The 18,095-nt window shown below is 46.8% G+C and carries 17 protein-coding genes; 8 read left to right on the top strand and 9 right to left on the bottom strand.

The annotated features are described in order from the left end of the window. The first annotated feature begins 27 nt into the window (after positions 1-27). Positions 28-1,281, top strand: coding sequence for a uracil-xanthine permease family protein (locus AND4_RS08220; RefSeq protein ID WP_009842490.1), 1,254 nt, complete (start codon positions 28-30; stop codon positions 1,279-1,281). A 136-nt stretch (positions 1,282-1,417) separates the two neighbouring features. On the opposite strand, the gene upp is transcribed toward AND4_RS08220, so the two are convergent. After that, positions 1,418-2,044, bottom strand: a complete 627-nt coding sequence (gene upp, locus AND4_RS08215; protein ID WP_009842489.1) for a uracil phosphoribosyltransferase — start codon at positions 2,042-2,044, stop codon at positions 1,418-1,420. A gap of 179 nt (positions 2,045-2,223) precedes the next feature. Here upp and purM point away from each other — a divergent pair, with 179 nt between their 5' ends. Continuing rightward, positions 2,224-3,264 (top strand): phosphoribosylformylglycinamidine cyclo-ligase, encoded by a 1,041-nt coding sequence (gene purM, locus AND4_RS08210; RefSeq protein WP_009842488.1) that lies wholly within the window; start codon positions 2,224-2,226, stop codon positions 3,262-3,264. Positions 3,265-3,406: 142 nt separating this feature from the next. Beyond that, complete coding sequence (gene purN / locus AND4_RS08205; protein ID WP_009842487.1) at positions 3,407-4,051, top strand: phosphoribosylglycinamide formyltransferase; 645 nt, start codon at positions 3,407-3,409, stop codon at positions 4,049-4,051. A 378-nt stretch (positions 4,052-4,429) separates the two neighbouring features. Here purN and AND4_RS08200 read toward each other — a convergent pair whose 3' ends face one another. Both AND4_RS08200 and lpcA read right to left on the bottom strand, forming a co-directional pair. After that, positions 4,430-5,275: a class II glutamine amidotransferase gene (locus AND4_RS08200; protein ID WP_009842486.1), complete on the bottom strand. Its 846-nt coding sequence runs from the start codon at positions 5,273-5,275 to the stop codon at positions 4,430-4,432. A gap of 60 nt (positions 5,276-5,335) precedes the next feature. Then, on the bottom strand, positions 5,336-5,911 hold the full coding sequence (gene lpcA / locus AND4_RS08195; protein ID WP_009842485.1) for a D-sedoheptulose 7-phosphate isomerase: 576 nt from the start codon (positions 5,909-5,911) through the stop codon (positions 5,336-5,338). A gap of 358 nt (positions 5,912-6,269) precedes the next feature. Here lpcA and fadE point away from each other — a divergent pair, with 358 nt between their 5' ends. After that, positions 6,270-8,714, top strand: a complete 2,445-nt coding sequence (fadE, locus tag AND4_RS08190) for an acyl-CoA dehydrogenase FadE (RefSeq protein ID WP_009842484.1) — start codon at positions 6,270-6,272, stop codon at positions 8,712-8,714. A gap of 104 nt (positions 8,715-8,818) precedes the next feature. Here fadE and AND4_RS08185 read toward each other — a convergent pair whose 3' ends face one another. The 3 genes from AND4_RS08185 to dnaQ form a co-directional block, all read right to left on the bottom strand. Further along, positions 8,819-9,082, bottom strand: a complete 264-nt coding sequence (locus AND4_RS08185; RefSeq protein ID WP_009842483.1) for a hypothetical protein — start codon at positions 9,080-9,082, stop codon at positions 8,819-8,821. Between the two features lie 1,053 nt (positions 9,083-10,135). Then, positions 10,136-11,386 carry a TIGR03503 family protein gene (locus AND4_RS08180; protein WP_009842482.1) on the bottom strand — a complete coding sequence of 417 codons (1,251 nt, stop codon included), beginning with the start codon at positions 11,384-11,386 and terminating at the stop codon, positions 10,136-10,138. A 15-nt stretch (positions 11,387-11,401) separates the two neighbouring features. Next, positions 11,402-12,118, bottom strand: coding sequence for a DNA polymerase III subunit epsilon (gene dnaQ, locus AND4_RS08175; protein WP_009842481.1), 717 nt, complete (start codon positions 12,116-12,118; stop codon positions 11,402-11,404). Between the two features lie 58 nt (positions 12,119-12,176). On the opposite strand from dnaQ, the gene rnhA reads away from it, so the two are divergent. After that, positions 12,177-12,641: a ribonuclease HI gene (gene rnhA, locus AND4_RS08170; protein ID WP_009842480.1), complete on the top strand. Its 465-nt coding sequence runs from the start codon at positions 12,177-12,179 to the stop codon at positions 12,639-12,641. Here rnhA and AND4_RS08165 read toward each other — a convergent pair. Beyond that, positions 12,638-13,393 carry a class I SAM-dependent methyltransferase gene (locus tag AND4_RS08165; protein ID WP_009842479.1) on the bottom strand — a complete coding sequence of 252 codons (756 nt, stop codon included), beginning with the start codon at positions 13,391-13,393 and terminating at the stop codon, positions 12,638-12,640. The genes rnhA and AND4_RS08165 overlap by 4 nt on opposite strands. 36 nt (positions 13,394-13,429) lie before the next feature. On the opposite strand from AND4_RS08165, the gene gloB reads away from it, so the two are divergent. The 3 genes from gloB to AND4_RS08150 all read left to right on the top strand — a co-directional run bounded on the left by gloB (position 13,430) and on the right by AND4_RS08150 (position 16,711). Beyond that, positions 13,430-14,188, top strand: coding sequence for a hydroxyacylglutathione hydrolase (gene gloB, locus AND4_RS08160; RefSeq protein WP_009842478.1), 759 nt, complete (start codon positions 13,430-13,432; stop codon positions 14,186-14,188). A gap of 253 nt (positions 14,189-14,441) precedes the next feature. Next, positions 14,442-16,028, top strand: coding sequence for a LysM peptidoglycan-binding domain-containing protein (locus AND4_RS08155; protein WP_009842477.1), 1,587 nt, complete (start codon positions 14,442-14,444; stop codon positions 16,026-16,028). Then, positions 16,025-16,711 carry a YIP1 family protein gene (locus tag AND4_RS08150; RefSeq protein ID WP_009842476.1) on the top strand — a complete coding sequence of 229 codons (687 nt, stop codon included), beginning with the start codon at positions 16,025-16,027 and terminating at the stop codon, positions 16,709-16,711. Before AND4_RS08155 ends, AND4_RS08150 begins: the two co-directional genes overlap by 4 nt. A gap of 16 nt (positions 16,712-16,727) precedes the next feature. On the opposite strand, the gene AND4_RS08145 is transcribed toward AND4_RS08150, so the two are convergent. Continuing rightward, positions 16,728-17,573 (bottom strand): endonuclease/exonuclease/phosphatase family protein, encoded by an 846-nt coding sequence (locus AND4_RS08145; protein ID WP_009842475.1) that lies wholly within the window; start codon positions 17,571-17,573, stop codon positions 16,728-16,730. Positions 17,574-17,702: 129 nt separating this feature from the next. Continuing rightward, complete coding sequence (glnB, locus tag AND4_RS08140; protein WP_005380372.1) at positions 17,703-18,041, bottom strand: nitrogen regulatory protein P-II; 339 nt, start codon at positions 18,039-18,041, stop codon at positions 17,703-17,705. Positions 18,042-18,095: the final 54 nt, after the last annotated feature.

The following is an 18,095-nucleotide window of genomic DNA, read 5'->3' as shown; positions in this document are numbered from 1 at the left end:
CTGCGTATATCTCAATAGGAAATAATTATGAAAAACGCGTTACAAGGCGCTCAGATGCTCTTTGTCGCTTTCGGGGCTCTTGTGCTGGTGCCTCTTTTGACTGGCCTTGACCCAAACGTCGCTCTGTTCGGTGCTGGAGTCGGTACTCTTCTTTTCCAACTGATTACTAAACGTTCTGTCCCTATCTTCCTTGCTTCCTCTTTTGCGTTTATTGCTCCTATCATGTTTGGTATCCAGACTTGGGGTATAGGTGCAACCATGGGTGGCTTAATGGCCGCTGGTCTCGTTTACGTGGCTCTGGGGGCGATGATCAAAGTGCGTGGTGTTGGTTTTATCCATAAACTTCTGCCGCCAGTTGTCGTTGGTCCAGTCATCATGGTGATCGGCCTTGGCTTGGCACCGACTGCGGTAAACATGGCAGTGGGTAAAACTGGTGACGGCGCAGTGCAGCTCATTAACGGTGATGCCGCGGTTATCATCTCGGCAGTATCACTTTTAACAACAATCGCTCTGAGTGTATTTGCAAAAGGGTTCCTAAAGTTGGTGCCTATCGTTGGCGGTATCTTCGCGGGTTACTCTGTTTCTCTATTCTACGGCGTGGTGGATTTTACTCCGGTAACGCAAGCGGCTTGGCTAGCATTGCCAAACTTCACGACTCCAGAGTTCAACATCAACGCGATCTTATTCATGATCCCAGTGGCGATTGCACCTGCGGTTGAACACGTGGGCGACATGCTGGCAATCTCTAACGTAACCGGGAAAAACTACCTGAAAAAGCCTGGCCTGCACCGCACGATCGCAGGCGACGGGGTAGCGACGATTGCCGCCTCTATGCTTGGCGCACCACCTAACACCACTTACAGTGAAGTGACTGGGGCGGTAATGTTAACCAAAGCTTTCAACCCAGTAATCATGACATGGGCTGCGATCACAGCCATCGTCCTTGCATTGGTTGGCAAGCTTGGTGCCACTCTGCAAACGATTCCAGTACCAGTAATGGGCGGTATCATGATTCTACTGTTCGGTTCTATCGCAACCGTCGGCCTAAACACGCTGATTAAGAACAACGTTGACCTGCACAAATCACGTAACTTGGTGATCGTCGCTGTCACACTCGTATTTGGTATCGGCGGCATGGCTTTCGGCATTGGCGAGTTCAGCCTACAAGGCGTAAGTCTTTGCGGTATCGTGGCAATTCTTCTTAACCTAGTGCTGCCACACGACCTTGGTGAAAACCATGTGGTGGATAACGCCCAGATGGAAGAAGACAGTACCAAATAATGCATCATGCGGCTTAATTGACTTAAGTCGCCTTGCTACTTTCGTATTTCGTATCTAAACAACAAGAAACGAGAGACAAAAAAGGCTTGGTTTTTACCAAGCCTTTGTTTTTCAGGTCAGTTAAACCGACTAATACTTATTGAGTACCGAAGATCTTATCACCCGCATCACCAAGACCAGGAACAATATAACCTTTGTCGTTTAACTTCTCATCGATGGCTGCCGTGTACATCTCAACATCTGGGTGCGCTTTTTCTAGCGCTTCAATACCTTCTGGTGCCGCGACAAGAACAAGTACTTTGATTGATTGACAACCTTTCTCTTTTAGTAGGTCGATCGTTGCGATCATAGAGCCACCTGTTGCCAGCATTGGGTCAACAACGAGTGCGATACGCTCATCGATATTAGAAGCAAGTTTGTTGAAGTATGGTACTGGCTCAAGCGTTTCTTCATCACGGTAAATACCGACAACACTGATACGTGCACTTGGCATATGCTCGAGAACGCCATCCATCATACCAAGGCCTGCACGCAGGATTGGCACCACTGTTACTTTCTTACCCTTGATTTGGTCAACTTCTACAGGACCATTCCAACCGTCAATGGTTACTTTCTCTGTTTCAAAGTCAGCAGTCGCTTCGTAAGTAAGTAGGCTACCGACTTCTGTCGCTAACTCACGAAAACGCTTCGTGCTGATGTCACCTTCTCGCATGAGACCGATTTTGTGTTTCACTAGAGGGTGTTTAACTTCAACAACTTTCATTTCCATCTCCGGCTTTATTGGCAATATTTAACTAAACCTTCAGATTATACATGATATTTTCCGTGATATCAGGATAGATAACCAAAGAAAAAAACCAACGCAAACGTTTGCTATCTGTATTTAACCACTGGTAGAATAGCGCCGTTTTCATAGCCAACTTAAAAACCGAGGACTTCCCTGTGAGTGGTAACAACTCTTCTCTTAGCTACAAAGATGCTGGTGTAGATATTGATGCAGGCAACGCGCTTGTAGATCGTATTAAAGGTGCGGTTAAGCGTACTCGTCGCCCTGAAGTGATGGGTGGTATCGGTGGTTTTGGCGCATTGTGTGAATTACCGACGAAATACAAACAGCCTGTATTGGTGTCTGGCACCGACGGTGTAGGTACAAAACTTCGCTTAGCGCTGGATATGAACAAGCACGACACGATCGGCGTCGACCTCGTCGCAATGTGTGTAAACGATCTCATCGTTCAAGGCGCTGAACCTCTGTTCTTCCTAGACTACTACGCTACGGGCAAACTGGACGTAGACACAGCAGCAGACGTGGTTTCTGGTATCGCTGATGGCTGTGTTCAAGCAGGTTGTGCACTTATTGGTGGTGAAACCGCTGAAATGCCGGGCATGTACGAAGGCGAAGATTATGATGTTGCTGGTTTCTGTGTTGGCGTAGTAGAAAAAGAAGACGTCATTGACGGCACCAAAGTAGCAGCAGGCGACGCACTTATTGCTGTTGGTTCAAGCGGCCCACACTCAAACGGTTACTCTCTTATCCGTAAGATCCTAGAAGTTTCTGGTGCGGATAAGAACGAAGAGCTAGCAGGTCGTACTATTGGTGAACACCTTCTAGAACCAACTAAAATTTACATCAAATCAGCACTTAAGATGATTGAGACGCACGACATCCATGCCATCTCTCACATCACAGGTGGTGGTTTCTGGGAAAACATCCCGCGCGTACTGCCTGAGGGCACCAAAGCAGTGATCAATGGGAACAGCTGGGAATGGCCAATCATCTTCAAATGGTTGCAAGAGAAAGGCAACGTTGAAACGCACGAAATGTACCGTACCTTCAACTGTGGTGTTGGCCTAATCGTAGCACTACCGAAAGACCAAGCAGACGCGGCGGTTGCACTTCTTAAACAAGAAGGCGAAAACGCATGGGTGATTGGTGAAATCGCTCAAGCAGAAGCTAATGAAGAGCAAGTTGAAATCCAATAACTTGTGAGTTGCTCTCCATAACATTATCAATGAGGACGCCATGTCCTCATTCTGCTATCTGGCACATCGAAAACCATTCTAATAGTAGGTAATTTAGCGGATACGCACTTCAAACCTACCATAGCAAGGCAGTCTCAATATCATGAAAAACATAGTGGTCCTCATTTCGGGTAACGGCAGTAACCTGCAAGCCATCTTGGAAGCTTGCGAAGACAGCATGCCAAATGCACAAGTCGCAGCGGTGTTCTCCAACAAAGCTGATGCGTATGGTTTAGAGCGCGCCAAACAATTTGGTGCGAATAGTCATTTTGTCGATCCTAAAGCATTCGAATCGCGTGAAGACTTTGATGCTGAACTGATGAAGCAAATCGATGAATATCAACCAGCCGTGATTGTTCTCGCCGGCTACATGCGTATTCTGAGTGGCGCATTTGTTTCCCACTACATGGGTAAGATGATCAACATCCACCCTTCTCTCCTGCCTAAGTATCCAGGTTTACACACCCACCAGCGCGCAATTGATGCGGGTGATAAAGAACATGGCACCAGTGTGCATTTCGTGACAGAAGAACTTGATGGCGGCCCTGTAGTACTGCAAGCAAAGGTACCCGTATTCGAAGATGACGATATCAGCAGTCTTGCTGCACGTGTGCAAACTCAAGAGCATAAGATCTACCCCATGGTTACGAAATGGCTGGTGGATGAGAGGCTGACGATGAGAGATGGCAAAGCGTACCTTGATGGTTTTGAGCTTGGCGCTCACGGCTACGCCGACGACGACGAGTAGTTCTCAGATCCAAACGACAAACACACAAAGGCAGCCATCAAGCTGCCCTTTGTTATTTTAAATCTAAAAAGCTTGATTCAATAAAGCCGAAGTCAGACTAGAAACCAACAACCTAAAAAGTCCCTGAAACCACCTTAGCAATACAACACTCGATAGTAGACTCTGAATCTGACTCACTCCTCGCCTCTCAGAATGACGCAGTAGTTAAAGAAAAATAATAGTCTACAACTGCTTAGGTCATTGAAGCGAGGCTGGGAATCGACACCCAGCACACTATAAAATAAAAGTGCACGTCCGTACCTGCTCTCGGTTTCAAACGCATAAAAATAAAGCTCGTGATTAAACGAGCTTTATTTCACTATTCTGTTTCACAAACCATCATTCCAACGGTTCGATCGGCGCCTGATTACCTGGCTTTGGTGCAGCAAAGGGCACATCCACCAAGGCTTCAGCATTATTCAACACCAGTTCACCAATATGGAACAAACCGTATTCGCCCGGCTTCATGCGATGCCATGTCTCATTACCTGTTAGTGGCTGAGTCGCAATCACGGAAACCACATCGTTTGGCGTCGTCTCCTCTTGGAAATTGATCTCGACATCTTCATCCAACAAGGCCGCCTTGCCAAATGGCGCACGACGCGTAATCCAGTACAAATGGTTAGTGCAGTAAGTCATCACAAACTCACCATCGCTGAGCAGCATATTAAATACGCCCTTCTCTTTCAGCTTATCGCAGCACTCGGCCACGTAGGCAAAAACAGCTTCCATATCCTGTGGTGGTTCAGGGTACTTGTCTTCCATCTGCTTTAACAGCCAGCAAAACGCCATCTCACTGTCAGTTTGCCCAACCGGACGATGACGCCCTGTGTACCAGTCTTGATAATCGCTCAGTTGACCATTGTGTGCAAACGTCCAGTAACGCCCCCAAAGCTCACGCGTAAACGGATGGGTGTTTTCGAGATTCACACCCCCTCGGTTGGCTTGACGAATATGGCTCACAACCGCGCGACTTTTGATCGGGTAGTTTTGCACCAATTCGGCAATCTGAGACTCACAACTTGGGTTGGGGTCTTTAAAAGTGCGGAACCCCTTTCCTTCATAGAAAGTAATTCCCCAACCATCACGGTGCGGGCCTGTGCGACCACCGCGCTGCATTAATCCCGTAAAACTGAAACAAATATCTGTTGGAACATTTGCGCTCATGCCGAGCAATTCACACATGGTTTAACGAACTCCTACCTGAAAACACAAATCAGCTTGCAATTGGCTTAACTGATAGTCTTATTCCATCTCTTTTTCGATCAACTGAATAATGATGTGGATGATCTTGATGTGCACTTCTTGAATACGATCAGCGTAACCAAAATGCGGTACTCGAATCTCGATATCAGCGAGACCGGCCATCTTGCCACCATCTTTACCCGTTAGCGCGATCGTCTTCATACCTTTTGCTTGTGCCGCTTCAATGGCTTTTAGAATGTTGCCTGAGTTGCCTGACGTCGACAAACCAAACAGAACGTCGCCTTTACGACCAACAGCTTCTACATAACGAGAAAATACGAAATCATAGCCAAAGTCGTTACTTACACAAGAAAGATGGCTTGGGTCCGATATAGCAATACCTGCGTAGCCTGGGCGATTTTCACGGTAACGACCTGTCAGCTCTTCGGCAAAGTGCATCGAGTCACAGTGAGAGCCGCCATTACCGCACGACAACACCTTACCGTCTTGCTTGAATGAATCAGCAATCATTTTCGCTGCCGCTTCAATTTGTGCGATGTTGTGGTCATCATTTAAAAACTTATTCAGAACTTCAGCAGCTTCGTTTAATTCACTTCTAATCAGATCTTGGTACATAAGACGTTCTCTTTATTATCTCGGCCACAGCAGTGAGGTTGAACCTCTCGCTTGGCAAATTGTTCTGATGTGGAATTCACACCGGACAGTTCATTACTCAGAGTTTACCCATAAACAAGAATTTGTGTCGATAGCGAAGCTACAGATTTGGATTCATCACGCTAATAAACTTATCAGCTTGCTTACGAAACCATCACCTAACTCTCAACTTTAGAATTTTAGCTCTACTTAGATCACTTTTTGCTCAACTTTGGGTTTTACATTTCGTTAATATTTTGATTACACTTAAAGCACTGGTTAGACCTCATACCAAATCACAGACGTACAACATAATTAAAGTCTGAAAAGGAAAAAATATATGGACATCTTGCTCTCTATTTTAGCGATGACAGTGGTATTAGGCATTACGCTTTACCACAGAATGTCGCTCATAAAATCCATCGGCTTACTCACAGCAGCCATGCTAATACTGACGATCTTGGGTTCAGTTGGTTTTATTGGCTGGGCGCTCTACATTGCTGCCGCGGCAGTGCTCGCTGTTCCTAGCGTGCGCCAATCCCTGATAAGCCGCAAAGCGCTGGTAATGTTTAAGAAAGTTCTACCCGCTATGTCTCAAACCGAGAAAGAAGCATTGGATGCAGGCACGGTATGGTGGGAAGCCGAGCTATTTAAAGGCAAGCCCGAATGGCAGAAGCTCCACGCTATTAAAGCGCCTAAGCTGAGCAAAGAAGAGCAAGATTTTTTAGATGGTCCGGTCAACGAAGTGTGTGCCATGGTGAGTGACTTCCAAGTGACCCATGAGCTGGCAGACCTTCCTCCCGAAGTATGGCAATACCTAAAAGACCATAAGTTCTTCGCCATGATCATTAAGAAGAAATACGGCGGGCTTGAGTTTTCAGCGTATGCGCAATCTTTGGTATTACAAAAATTGACGGGGGTTTCTGGGGTTTTATCGTCAACCGTTGGTGTACCTAACTCATTAGGTCCAGGCGAGCTACTGCAACACTACGGTACTGAAGAGCAAAAAGATTACTACCTACCTCGCCTTGCAGAAGGAAAAGAGATCCCATGTTTCGCTCTGACTAGCCCAGAAGCAGGTTCAGATGCGGGGTCTATCCCAGATTACGGCGTTGTATGTAAAGGCGAATGGCAAGGAGAGGAAGTCCTTGGCATGCGCCTAACATGGAACAAGCGCTATATCACGCTGGCGCCCGTCGCCACTGTACTTGGTCTGGCGTTCAAATTGCGTGACCCAGAGGGCCTACTTGGAAACCAAGAAGATCTTGGAATCACCTGTGCTCTGATCCCAACTGACCTCAAAGGTGTTGAGATTGGCAACCGACACTTCCCGCTTAACGTACCATTCCAAAATGGCCCAACTCGTGGTAAAGACATCTTCGTACCGATGGACTTCATCATTGGTGGTGAAAAAATGGCGGGCCAAGGCTGGCGTATGCTGGTTGAATGCCTGTCGGTTGGCCGTGGTATCACGCTGCCTTCAAACTCAACAGGTGGCATCAAGACGGCTGCAATGGCAACAGGCGCATACTCACGCATTCGTCGTCAGTTCAAACAGCCAATCGGTCACATGGAAGGCGTAGAAGAGCCATTGGCACGTTTGGGAGGTAATGCCTACGTGATGGACGCCGCTAGCAACCTCACCGTAGCAGGTATCGACCTCGGTGAAAAGCCATCGGTTATCTCAGCAATCGTGAAGTACCACTGTACGCATCGCGGTCAACAAAGCATCATCGACGCGATGGATATTGTAGGTGGTAAAGGTATCTGTATGGGCCCTTCTAACTTCCTAGCGCGTGGTTACCAAGGTGCACCAATCGCAGTCACGGTAGAAGGTGCAAACATCTTAACGCGTTCAATGATCATTTTCGGTCAGGGCGCAATTCGCTGTCACCCTTATGTTCTTGAAGAGATGAACGCTGCATACTCTGACGCCGGTGATGCCGTTGAGAAATTCGACAACGCATTAGCGGGTCACGTGAGCTTCACCATGAGTAACCTTGTTCGCAGCATCTGGTTTGGTTTAAGTGACGGCCTAGGTTCGTCGTCACCAACCAAAGACGCGACCAAGCGCTACTACCAAAAATTGAACCGTTATAGCGCAAACCTGGCTTTACTATCGGATATCTCAATGGCAGTACTGGGTGGCTCGTTGAAACGTAAAGAACGTCTATCGGCGCGTCTTGGTGATATTCTAAGTCAGCTATACCTTAGCTCTGCAACGCTGAAACGCTTTGAGCAAGATGGTCGTCCCGTTGAAGACCTGCCGCTCGTTCATTGGGGCGTACAAGACAGCTTGAAGCAAACTGAAGCGGCGATTGATGAGTTCCTCGCAAACTTCCCTAACAAAGCAATCGGTCGAGTGTTACGTATATTAATCATGCCATTTGGTCGTGTTCGTAAAGCGCCAAGCGACAAGCTAGACAGCAAAGTGGCTCGTATTCTGCAAACACCAAGTGCAACACGTTCACGTATTGGTCGTGGTCAGTACCTAGAACCAACGGAACACAACGCAGCAGGTAAAATTGAGTTGGCATTGGCTGTAATTCTTCAAGCTGAACCTGTATTTGACAAAGTATGTAAAGCGCAAGGCAAACGCCGTCCGTTCCTACGTTTGGATATGATTGCTCAAGAAGGTCTAGAGCAAGGCTTCATTACTCAAGAAGAAGCTGATTTGCTGAGAGAAGCAGAGCAACATCGTCTGGATACCATCAACGTAGACGATTTTGAACCAGAGCTACTGGCCGCAAAGCGACTCTACCCTCAAATGGAGCACGTCGCTTAAGCGAATAACCAGCTTGAGTGAAAAGTAAAAAGCGAAACGGGAGCCTCGGCTCCCGTTTTTATTGAATCTCTGTTTCGCACAACATCTTGTTAGCGAAAAAACGTTTATTTTTCTTTGTTTTCTTCAACAATAAACGACTGTTCAATTCTGCGCAGCTCTTCCTGCTCTTTTAACTTAAGTTCTTCTTGAAGCATCGCCTTACGCTCGTTCAGTGCTTTCTTTTCTGACTTAGTTAAGAACTTAACTGCTTTTTTATTTGCAAGCGCATACGCGATTACATCTTCACCTTTTTCGCGACGTTCACTCACGCGTTGTGAGAAACGCTCGTTGTCGCGAGCTTTACGTTCAGCTGAACTTAATTTGCTCATTCTTATGCCTTTATTCGAAATTTCGCCGCCTAATTGCAGCCTTCAGGTAAACAAATGAGAGTCATTCATATAGCTGATGGCGTGAGTTTAGCATAGATACGGAAAGGATCTGCGAAGCGATTAAGAACACGGACTAGAACCAGCTTGCCAACGACTCAACAGAGGATAGAAGCACAACCCCCACAGCGCGCTAATACTAGATTCTTAGTCTCGCTGGAGCTCGCTAGGATGACGGGGTACTTAGAGTTGTCTGGCGACCACACACGCGGTCTTCCTTACTTTCCGTCATTCTGAACAGTGAGGAACGAACGTGATTCAGAATCTACTCACCAAATGCTCCGAGAGGATAAAAGTACAAACTTCACAACGCGCTGATTGTAGATTCTTAGTCTCGCTGGGGCTCGCTAGGATGACGGGGTACTTAGAGTTGTCTGGCGACCACACACGCGGTCTTCCTAGTTTTCCGTCACTTTGAACAGTGAGGAACGAACGTGATTCAGAATCTACTTACCGAATGATCCGAGAGGATAAAAGTACAAACTTCACAACGCGCTGATTGTAGATTCTTAGTCTCGCTGGAGCTCCCTAGAATGACGGGATACTTTGAGTTGTCTGGCGACCACACACGCGGTCTTCCTAACTTTCCGTCACTTTGAACAGTGAGGAACGAACGTGATTCAGAATCTACTCACCGAATGCTCCGAGAGGATAAAAGTACAAACTTCACAACGCGCTGATTGTAGATTCTTAGTCTCGCTGGAGCTCGCTAGAATGACGGGATACTTTGAATTGTCTGACGACCACACACGCGGTCTTCCTAACTTTCCGTCATTCTGAACAGTGAGGAACGAACGTAATTCAGAATCTACTTACCGAGAGAGCCTAGCTAGACAGATAAAAGATCCGGGGTTGAAAAACATCCGCCAAACACTCAGACTCCATAATAAACGATATTAGAAATACTCTTATACTAGAAGCTAAAGTTCCTAAAGCTTAAGAACAATACAAAAAACGGAGCCAATTGGCTCCGTTCTAAATTTAAATTCTTACACCCTACTTCTTCGGCACTTCCAACTGCATCTCTGGCATCGCTTGGCGTTTAGCTTTGAGCTTGGTCCAGATGATCCAGAATAGAATCACCAGAATCAGGGCAAGCACATTACCAATGGCGATGATGATCATACTTTGCTGACGTTCAGCTTCGCGCTTGGCGATGATGCGTTCTTCCATTTCGATACGTCTTTGCTCAGCGATCTCCGCTTCTTTGGCTGAGCGCGCAGCTTCCAAATCCACTTCGTTGACAACGCTGAATGATTGCTCTTTGATTGGGAAGACCAATGAGCGCTTGGTGGCTAAGTCGGTCGCAAACACTTCACCGTGCCATGTGTATTTACCCAACTCGGTGTCATTACCCATCTCAAGCGTCGTTTTGCTGCCATCTGCAGAGACTTGGCCTTGGCTATGACTAATAAAACCATCTGGCGCTTTTTGCTCCACGTTCACTGCAATCGAGCCCGGTGTAATCATGCCTTGCTCACCACTGACGACCAATTGATGTGGTTGCCCGGCATGGCGTGATTGAATAAAGGTGCGAGTAATCGGCGATGGGTAAACCAGTACCACGTGCTCTTGTGCTCGGAGAAATACGCCGTTACCAGAGGTTATGCGTGCGCGGTATTTCCCCGGTTTGACATCAATCGGTAGCTGAACGGTAAAAACGCCATCGCCGGCTTTTTCATCCAAGCCGCGGCCATCATCGGAGAATTCACCAACCACCATAGCGATGGGGCGCGCTTCTTTTATCAGTTGATCTTCGTTTTCGACAAACTTGGTGAAAGTAACACGCAGTTTTACGCGCTCGAGGAAATCTCTCAGTACCAGTGGTTTATCTTCTGAGGTCAAGCGCGCTGTAAACTTTAGTGCTTCGTTGTGATAGAGACGGTTTGGAAACACATCGGTGTTGAGTTTGAGGTGCGAGATTAGACGGATATTGTTTTTGGGGGTCACTTTACCCACGGCTTGCCAAGGGCCTGCCATAGGTTTGTCGACAGAAATGATGTCAAGAGAAGGTTCTTGATACCAACGTACGTTGTCGTAGGTGCCCCATGCGTAATATTTTTTACCATCAGGACGAACAAGGACGACAGGTTGAGAACTTTGCTCACGATAAACCAGAAATGTGATTTGTTCTATGGTCGGATCGACACGAAAACGGTTATCTAGCAAAGACATGGCGGACTCGCTCGCAGAAAACGCGAAACAACTCCAGAACGCTAAAATAGCGACGGACAAAGCCCTCAACATAGTCTCTCCTAATTACTACCAAATACTGTCGTTCACCAGCTCTAATCTTTTCTGGTGTGCTTCTACTTCATCGGCAGTGGCACGCAAAACCTTTAGCGCTTTTCTTCCTTGGACCCGACGAATACCCTCTGGTTCGCCATTTTTTTTATTAGCGTTAAATTCTAGACTCGTTTGACCACCCGTCATTAAGAGGTAAACGTCGGCTAAAATCTCAGCATCGAGCAATGCCCCGTGGAGAGTACGGTGAGAGTTATCAATACCGTATCGTTCACACAAGATGTCGAGGTTGTTGCGCTTGCCTGGGAAGATTTTCTTCGCCATGGCAAGGGTATCGGTCACCTTACAGAAATCGTCCGTTTTACCAATGGCTGGATCGAGCATTTCAAACTCATAATCCATAAAGCCGGTATCGAAGGGCGCATTATGGGCGACCAGCTCAGCACCTTTGATGAAATCTAAGAACTCTTGGTGGACATGCGAATAATCCGGTTTGTCGACGAGGAATTCATCGGTAATACCGTGAACGCCAATCGCTTCGGGCTGAATTTCGCGGTCCGGCTTGAGGTATACATGGAAGTGACGACCAGTCAGCTTACGGTTGATGATTTCCACGGCACCGATCTCTATGATGCGGTGTCCCATGTAGTGCGGGCCGCCCTCAAGGTTCATACCCGTGGTTTCAGTATCGAGTACGATAATACGATTGTGTTCAGAATTGCTGCTGGTATTCATAAGGTTATGTGTGTCAGACTATGCTTCATTAAAGTTTCGGGTTAATAGTATCAAAAATATGACCAAACACGTTGAGATTTTCACTGATGGTTCTTGTTTAGGCAATCCGGGCCCTGGCGGTTACGGAATTGTTCTGCGTTACAAGCAAACAGAAAAAACTCTAGCAAAAGGCTATACGCTGACCACCAATAACCGCATGGAAATGTTGGCGGCCGTGGTCGCGCTACAAACGTTAAAAGAACCATGCCAAGTATCGTTAACAACCGACAGTCAGTACGTGCGCCAGGGCATTACGCAATGGATACACAATTGGAAAAAGCGAGACTGGAAAACCGCAGACAAAAAACCAGTGAAGAATGCCGACTTATGGCAAGCACTGGACAAGGAAACCGCTCGCCATCAAGTGGATTGGCATTGGGTTAAGGGCCACGCAGGCCATCGTGAGAATGAGATCTGTGACGATCTTGCTCGCGCCGCTGCTGAAAACCCAACGGAAGAAGATACCGGTTACCAAGCGTCTTAGTTTTTACTGCTTAATACCTTTTTCACCGCACTGCCCTCTCTGTTCATCACCCCCATTGGTGTTAGCTTCCGTTTGAAACGCCAATGCGGCTTGATAGGTTTAAGGGGGTAAGTTCGCTTACGAGCGACAATGTAATAAAGACTCCCTGCCGGCGATGCCCAATCTCCCAAACTGTTTTCCAACCATGTCAGCATGGTTTTGCAGCGTGTCATCGGAAACAGAGCATAACGTTCACAATGAACCACTTGATAGTTCAACACGCCTAGCCAGTCTTTAATCCTGTGGGTGGTAAACATTCGCCCACTCCACGGCAAAATATTTCTCCGCCAAGGCAGCAAACTTGCTAAGCCAGTGACACTGATCGGATTGAAGCCCGTAATAATAATATAACCATCATCCATCATGACGCGATCAACTTCTCGCAGCAGTCGATGGGGATCACTTGCATAGTCCAGTTGATGAGCGAGGACCGCAACATCAAAACTTTTCTCTAAAAAGGGCAATTCGTAACCATCTGCAACAACATTATGCAACGGGTTCTGGATATCTACGTTGACTTGGTGTTGAATGTTACCATTACAGCTGGTTAGCTCACAGCTCAAACCACCCAATTTCAGCATGTGATAGCCGAATAACCTCGGACACCATTCATCGAATCGGGTTTGGATTGACTCAAGTACCCACGGCCCATTGTTCAGTTCTGACCAAGTCGACGGGTACGGTAAAGTTTTGTTGCTGAGTGCTGGTTTCATTAACCACCTGACTTAAAAGGGTAACGGAGAACGAACGTGTTAGAGATCAAAAGCATACCCGCATTTAACGACAATTACATCTGGCTGATTCAAAATAGCGACAAGCAATGTGCCGTGGTCGATCCAGGCGACGCCAAGCCAGTGTTAGCGTATTTACAGGCTAACGAGTTAACTTTAGAAGCGATCTTAATTACACACCACCACAATGACCACATTGGCGGCGTTTCTGATTTAGTGCGTGCTTTTCCTCATGTTTCTGTGGTCGGCCCGAAGACGGAACCTATCCCTACATTAACCAATGCGATGGAAGAAGGCGACAAACTTGAGCTTTTCGGTGAAATATTTATGGTGCTCGGTTTGCCAGGTCACACATTGGGTCATATAGGCTATGTAGGTGATGGCAAGTTATTTTGCGGAGACGTACTGTTCTCAGCTGGCTGCGGTCGTATCTTCGAAGGTACCCCAGAGCAAATGTTCGAGTCATTGAGCAAAATAATGAAGCTACCTGAAGAGACTGAGGTGTTTTGTGCACACGAGTACACCGCAAGTAACGTTGCCTTTGCATTAGCCGTTGAGCCAGATAACGAGCACTTACGTCAATACCGTGATGACGTAAATCGTCTGCGCGGATTAAACATTCCTACCATTCCTACCACGCTGCGCAAAGAAAAATTGATTAATCCGTTCTTGCGCGCGACCAACGCCGAAGTGATTCAATCTGTCACAAATCGTATTAAAAACAGCGACCCGTGCTCAGTTTTTACTGCTCTGCGTGAGTGGAAGAACGAATTTTAACCAATTTATGCTTGTAAACTTGCACGACGCAAGTATTATCGTGAGCTGATTTCAATAGAAGCGCCAGTGGCGCTTCTATTGCGTTTGGGGGCAGATATAAAGCTGTTTGTATTTCATCCAATCGCATAAAAGTAGCGGCCTGTAAGCCCTACCTTTCATTCAGTTACAAGATGTCTATTATCTTGCGACTGCCACGTACATTGTTGCGCGACAGGCAGGAGAAGATAAACAGGCCCTAAATAGGCTTAAATCCATGCGTTTAAAGTACAGTTGGGCGCTGGCGTTATTACTTTCTGGTTGTCAATTGACAGAGTCAGAGTTAACAAATACGCCAGCACCAGAAACCAATAAGTCCGAACAAGCGGTAAAACAAGCCGTCACTCGAGCGGACTCAAAGAAAAGGCTATCGGCAGCAAAAAAACCGGCTAGAGTGACGCCGAAAGCCCTTTCTCCTCAAGATCAAAAAGATGTATGGCGTCGTATCGGCATGCAGCTTGAAATGGACATCCCAAATAACAAGAAAGTGGCTTACTACCGTACGTGGTATTTGAAGCACCCTAACCATCTGCGTACCGTGTCTGAACGCGCACAGCCGTTTTTGTACATGATTACAAAACGCATTGAAGAGCGTGGCCTTCCCATGGAATTGGCACTTCTACCTATCGTAGAAAGCTCATTTGACCCCTTTGCATACTCACATGGCAGTGCAGCTGGCCTTTGGCAATTCGTTCCTGGCACCGGAAAGATGATGGGATTGGAGCAGAACTACTGGTATGACGGCCGTCGTGATGTTTACGCAGCAACAGATGCTGCGCTTGATTACCTTGAGCAACAGAGCAAGCGCTTTAACGGCAACTGGGACCAAGCAATTGCGGCTTACAATAGCGGCGGTGGTCGTGTATCAAGCGCGATTCGTAAAAATAAGAAGCTAGGAAAACCAACGGACTTCTTCTCCCTTGATCTACCTAAAGAGACAAGCAGCTACGTTCCTAAGCTACTTGCGCTTGCAGACATCATTGCGAACCAAGACAAGTACGGTATAAAGATTCCATCAATCCCGAATAAGCCTGTACTGACACAGGTCGATCCAAATGAACAGTTGGATCTTGCGATTGCAGCTGATTACGCAGGCATTGGTGTCAAAGAGCTACAAGGTTACAACCCAGCTTACAACCAATGGTCTACGGCGCCCAATGGTCCGCACCAACTTCTAATTCCTATCGAGAAGAAGGCTCAGTTCCTTGCTCAAGTGAAGAAGAACCGTGGTAAAGGCATGAAGGTCGCACGCTACAAAGTGAAACCTGGCGACTCACTCAGCAGGTTGGCTCAGAAATACGCAACGACAACCAAAGTTATCCAACGTGCAAACGGCTTGACGAGCAGCAATATTCGCATTGGTCAGTACCTAATGATCCCGACGTCAACAAAAGATGACGCTAAATACGCTTTAACCGCGAAAAATCGACTGAACAAAACACAGTCAACATCCCGCGGTCAATTCAAGCTGACTCATGTCGTGCAACCTGGCGAGAGCTTGTGGTCTATCGCAAAGCAAAACAAGGTTTCTCATAAGGCGCTGGCGAAATGGAACGGCATGGGACCAAGAGATACCCTACGTGTTGGCAAAAAGCTGACGATTTGGAAGCGCTCAGACAAAGGCGAAGTAATTCGCTCCGTTTTCTATAACGTACGCTCGGGCGACACTATCAGCGGTATTGCGAGCAAGTTTAAGGTGAAGGGCAAGGACATTGTCAAATGGAATTCTCTTCAAACGCAGAAGTACCTCAAACCAGGTCAGAAGCTTAGGTTGTATGTTGACGTCACTAAGGTAAATGTATGACCCCATCAAGTAACCCGTTTGTCATGTTGTTGGATATTTTCCGTTCACCAACATCGTGTTTCTTGGCGCTGTATCAACGTGGGATCTGGGGATGGCAGCCGTTCATTTTTTTGATGCTCAGCCCGATCTTGTTCTGGGGTGCCTATTTCTCAAATGTGGATTTTACTTGGCTAAGTGAGCAATTAACGGCTCAACTGCAACAGATAGCTCCTGAGCAGATTGAGCTGTTGGAACCCAATACACTGATGGCCAGCTCAATCATCAATGACGTATTTAATCGCTTTGCGACTTTGCTACTTTTGGCTTTGTGGTTCTTCCTTGCGACCAAAACAAGCAAACAGCAATACGGTTACTGGAGATGGTTTGCGGCCTCTTGTGCAATTCTCTTCCCCGCCGTACTTGGCGATATCGCCAGCTACGTGAGTCTGCTTTTGAAACACGGGCAAGTGATGACGTATGCTGCCGACTTAAACAGCCTAAATGGTTTGTTAAAGCTACCACTAACTAACGAGTGGTCACCATTGACCAGTTCACTGCCACTGCTGCTGCCTTGGTACATTGTCTTGGGTTATGGTGTGGTTTTAACTTGGACAGAGTTTGAACGCGGGCAGGCCCTTGTAATTGCAAGCCTACCTTGGATTACGTTCTACCTGATTTTTGCCCTGTACATCATTATTGCTTAGCTAGGGCCCCTCTTAGCTAATCGTTCAGTGTAAACGAGACTAGCAATGGATTATGATCAGAAGCGTCGCTCTGCGGCGCTTTCGCACTTTTGAGAGTTAGGCCACGATAAAAAACATGGTCTAGCTTCAAGCCAGTAATGAACTGAGTACGGTGATCTTGGCTGAAAGCAACTTCTTGTAAATTGACTTTCTGCAGCGTTTTTTTCATCGCGCTTAAGCGCTCTCCATTCCAACTATTAAAATCCCCAGCAAACATAATCGGGCCAGCATGCGCCTCTAGCACTTTCTCTAGTACAGAAAGCTGAGACGTGTACTCTTCGGTACCCAACGTAAAGTTAATCGCATGGATGTTCACAACCGCCAGAACTTGACCATTGCTGAGCTGGTACTTACTGTACAACGCTGATTTCGGCAGACGTAACCACGGTTCTTTTGACGTATACGCGCAAGCTCGAATGGGCGCTTTGTGCGCAATGCTGATCACACCCGCGCCACTGCCAAGTGCTTTGAATGCACTGACTTGGTTGCTCACCCACTGTCCGTCCACCAGCCAGTTTTTGAATTCATCAGTTAAGCTGGCTTCTTGCAGCACAAGTAACTGTTTGTTGGCGGAAAACTCGTCCAGCGCTTGCTGCCAGTTGTCTCGGTTTTGTTTGTAGATATTCCATACCAAGACATTTAACTCACCATCTTTGTCAAGTGCCTGAGGCTGCTCAAACTCCATACAGCGAAGATCTTGAGTAATATTCGCCCCTGTTTGAGAAATAATTTGTGGTTGCTCTGGCACCTTAAAGATAACCTGAAAACTAACAAGCCCAGTGATAATGAGAAAAACTAACGCAAAAGCTAAACGCGGATACATAGGCCTACCTAATAAAGAATAGAGCGCATAAATGCGCATCATAAAAAAGGAGCCATTGTCGGCTCCCTGTTAGCTTACTCAATTTTTCACCAGATAATGAAGTGAAATCTTAATTCTATCTCGACAGAGTTAGATTGCGTCTTCGTCTTCTTCACCAGTACGGATACGTACGACACGTTCTATATCGGTTACAAAGATCTTACCGTCGCCAATCTTGCCGGTTTGCGCTGTTTCGATGATGGTTTCTACACATTTATCGGCAACATCTTCGGTCACGACGATTTCTAGCTTCACTTTAGGAAGAAAATCAACCATGTACTCGGCACCACGGTACAACTCTGTGTGACCTTTCTGACGGCCAAAACCTTTCACTTCAGAGACCGTCATCCCTGTTATGCCTACTTCAGCCAATGCTTCTCGCACATCATCCAATTTGAATGGCTTGATGATCGCTTCAATCTTTTTCATGTTCATCCCTTAAGCTTCAATCGTTTACGCATATTATCGGTTAGCGCCTCGCAA

This window comes from Vibrio sp. AND4, assembly GCF_000171815.1.
Classification (GTDB): Bacteria; Pseudomonadota; Gammaproteobacteria; order Enterobacterales; family Vibrionaceae; genus Vibrio.
The sequence above is the reverse complement of the archived record's forward strand: the minus strand, read 5'-3'. Positions and strand labels throughout refer to the sequence as shown.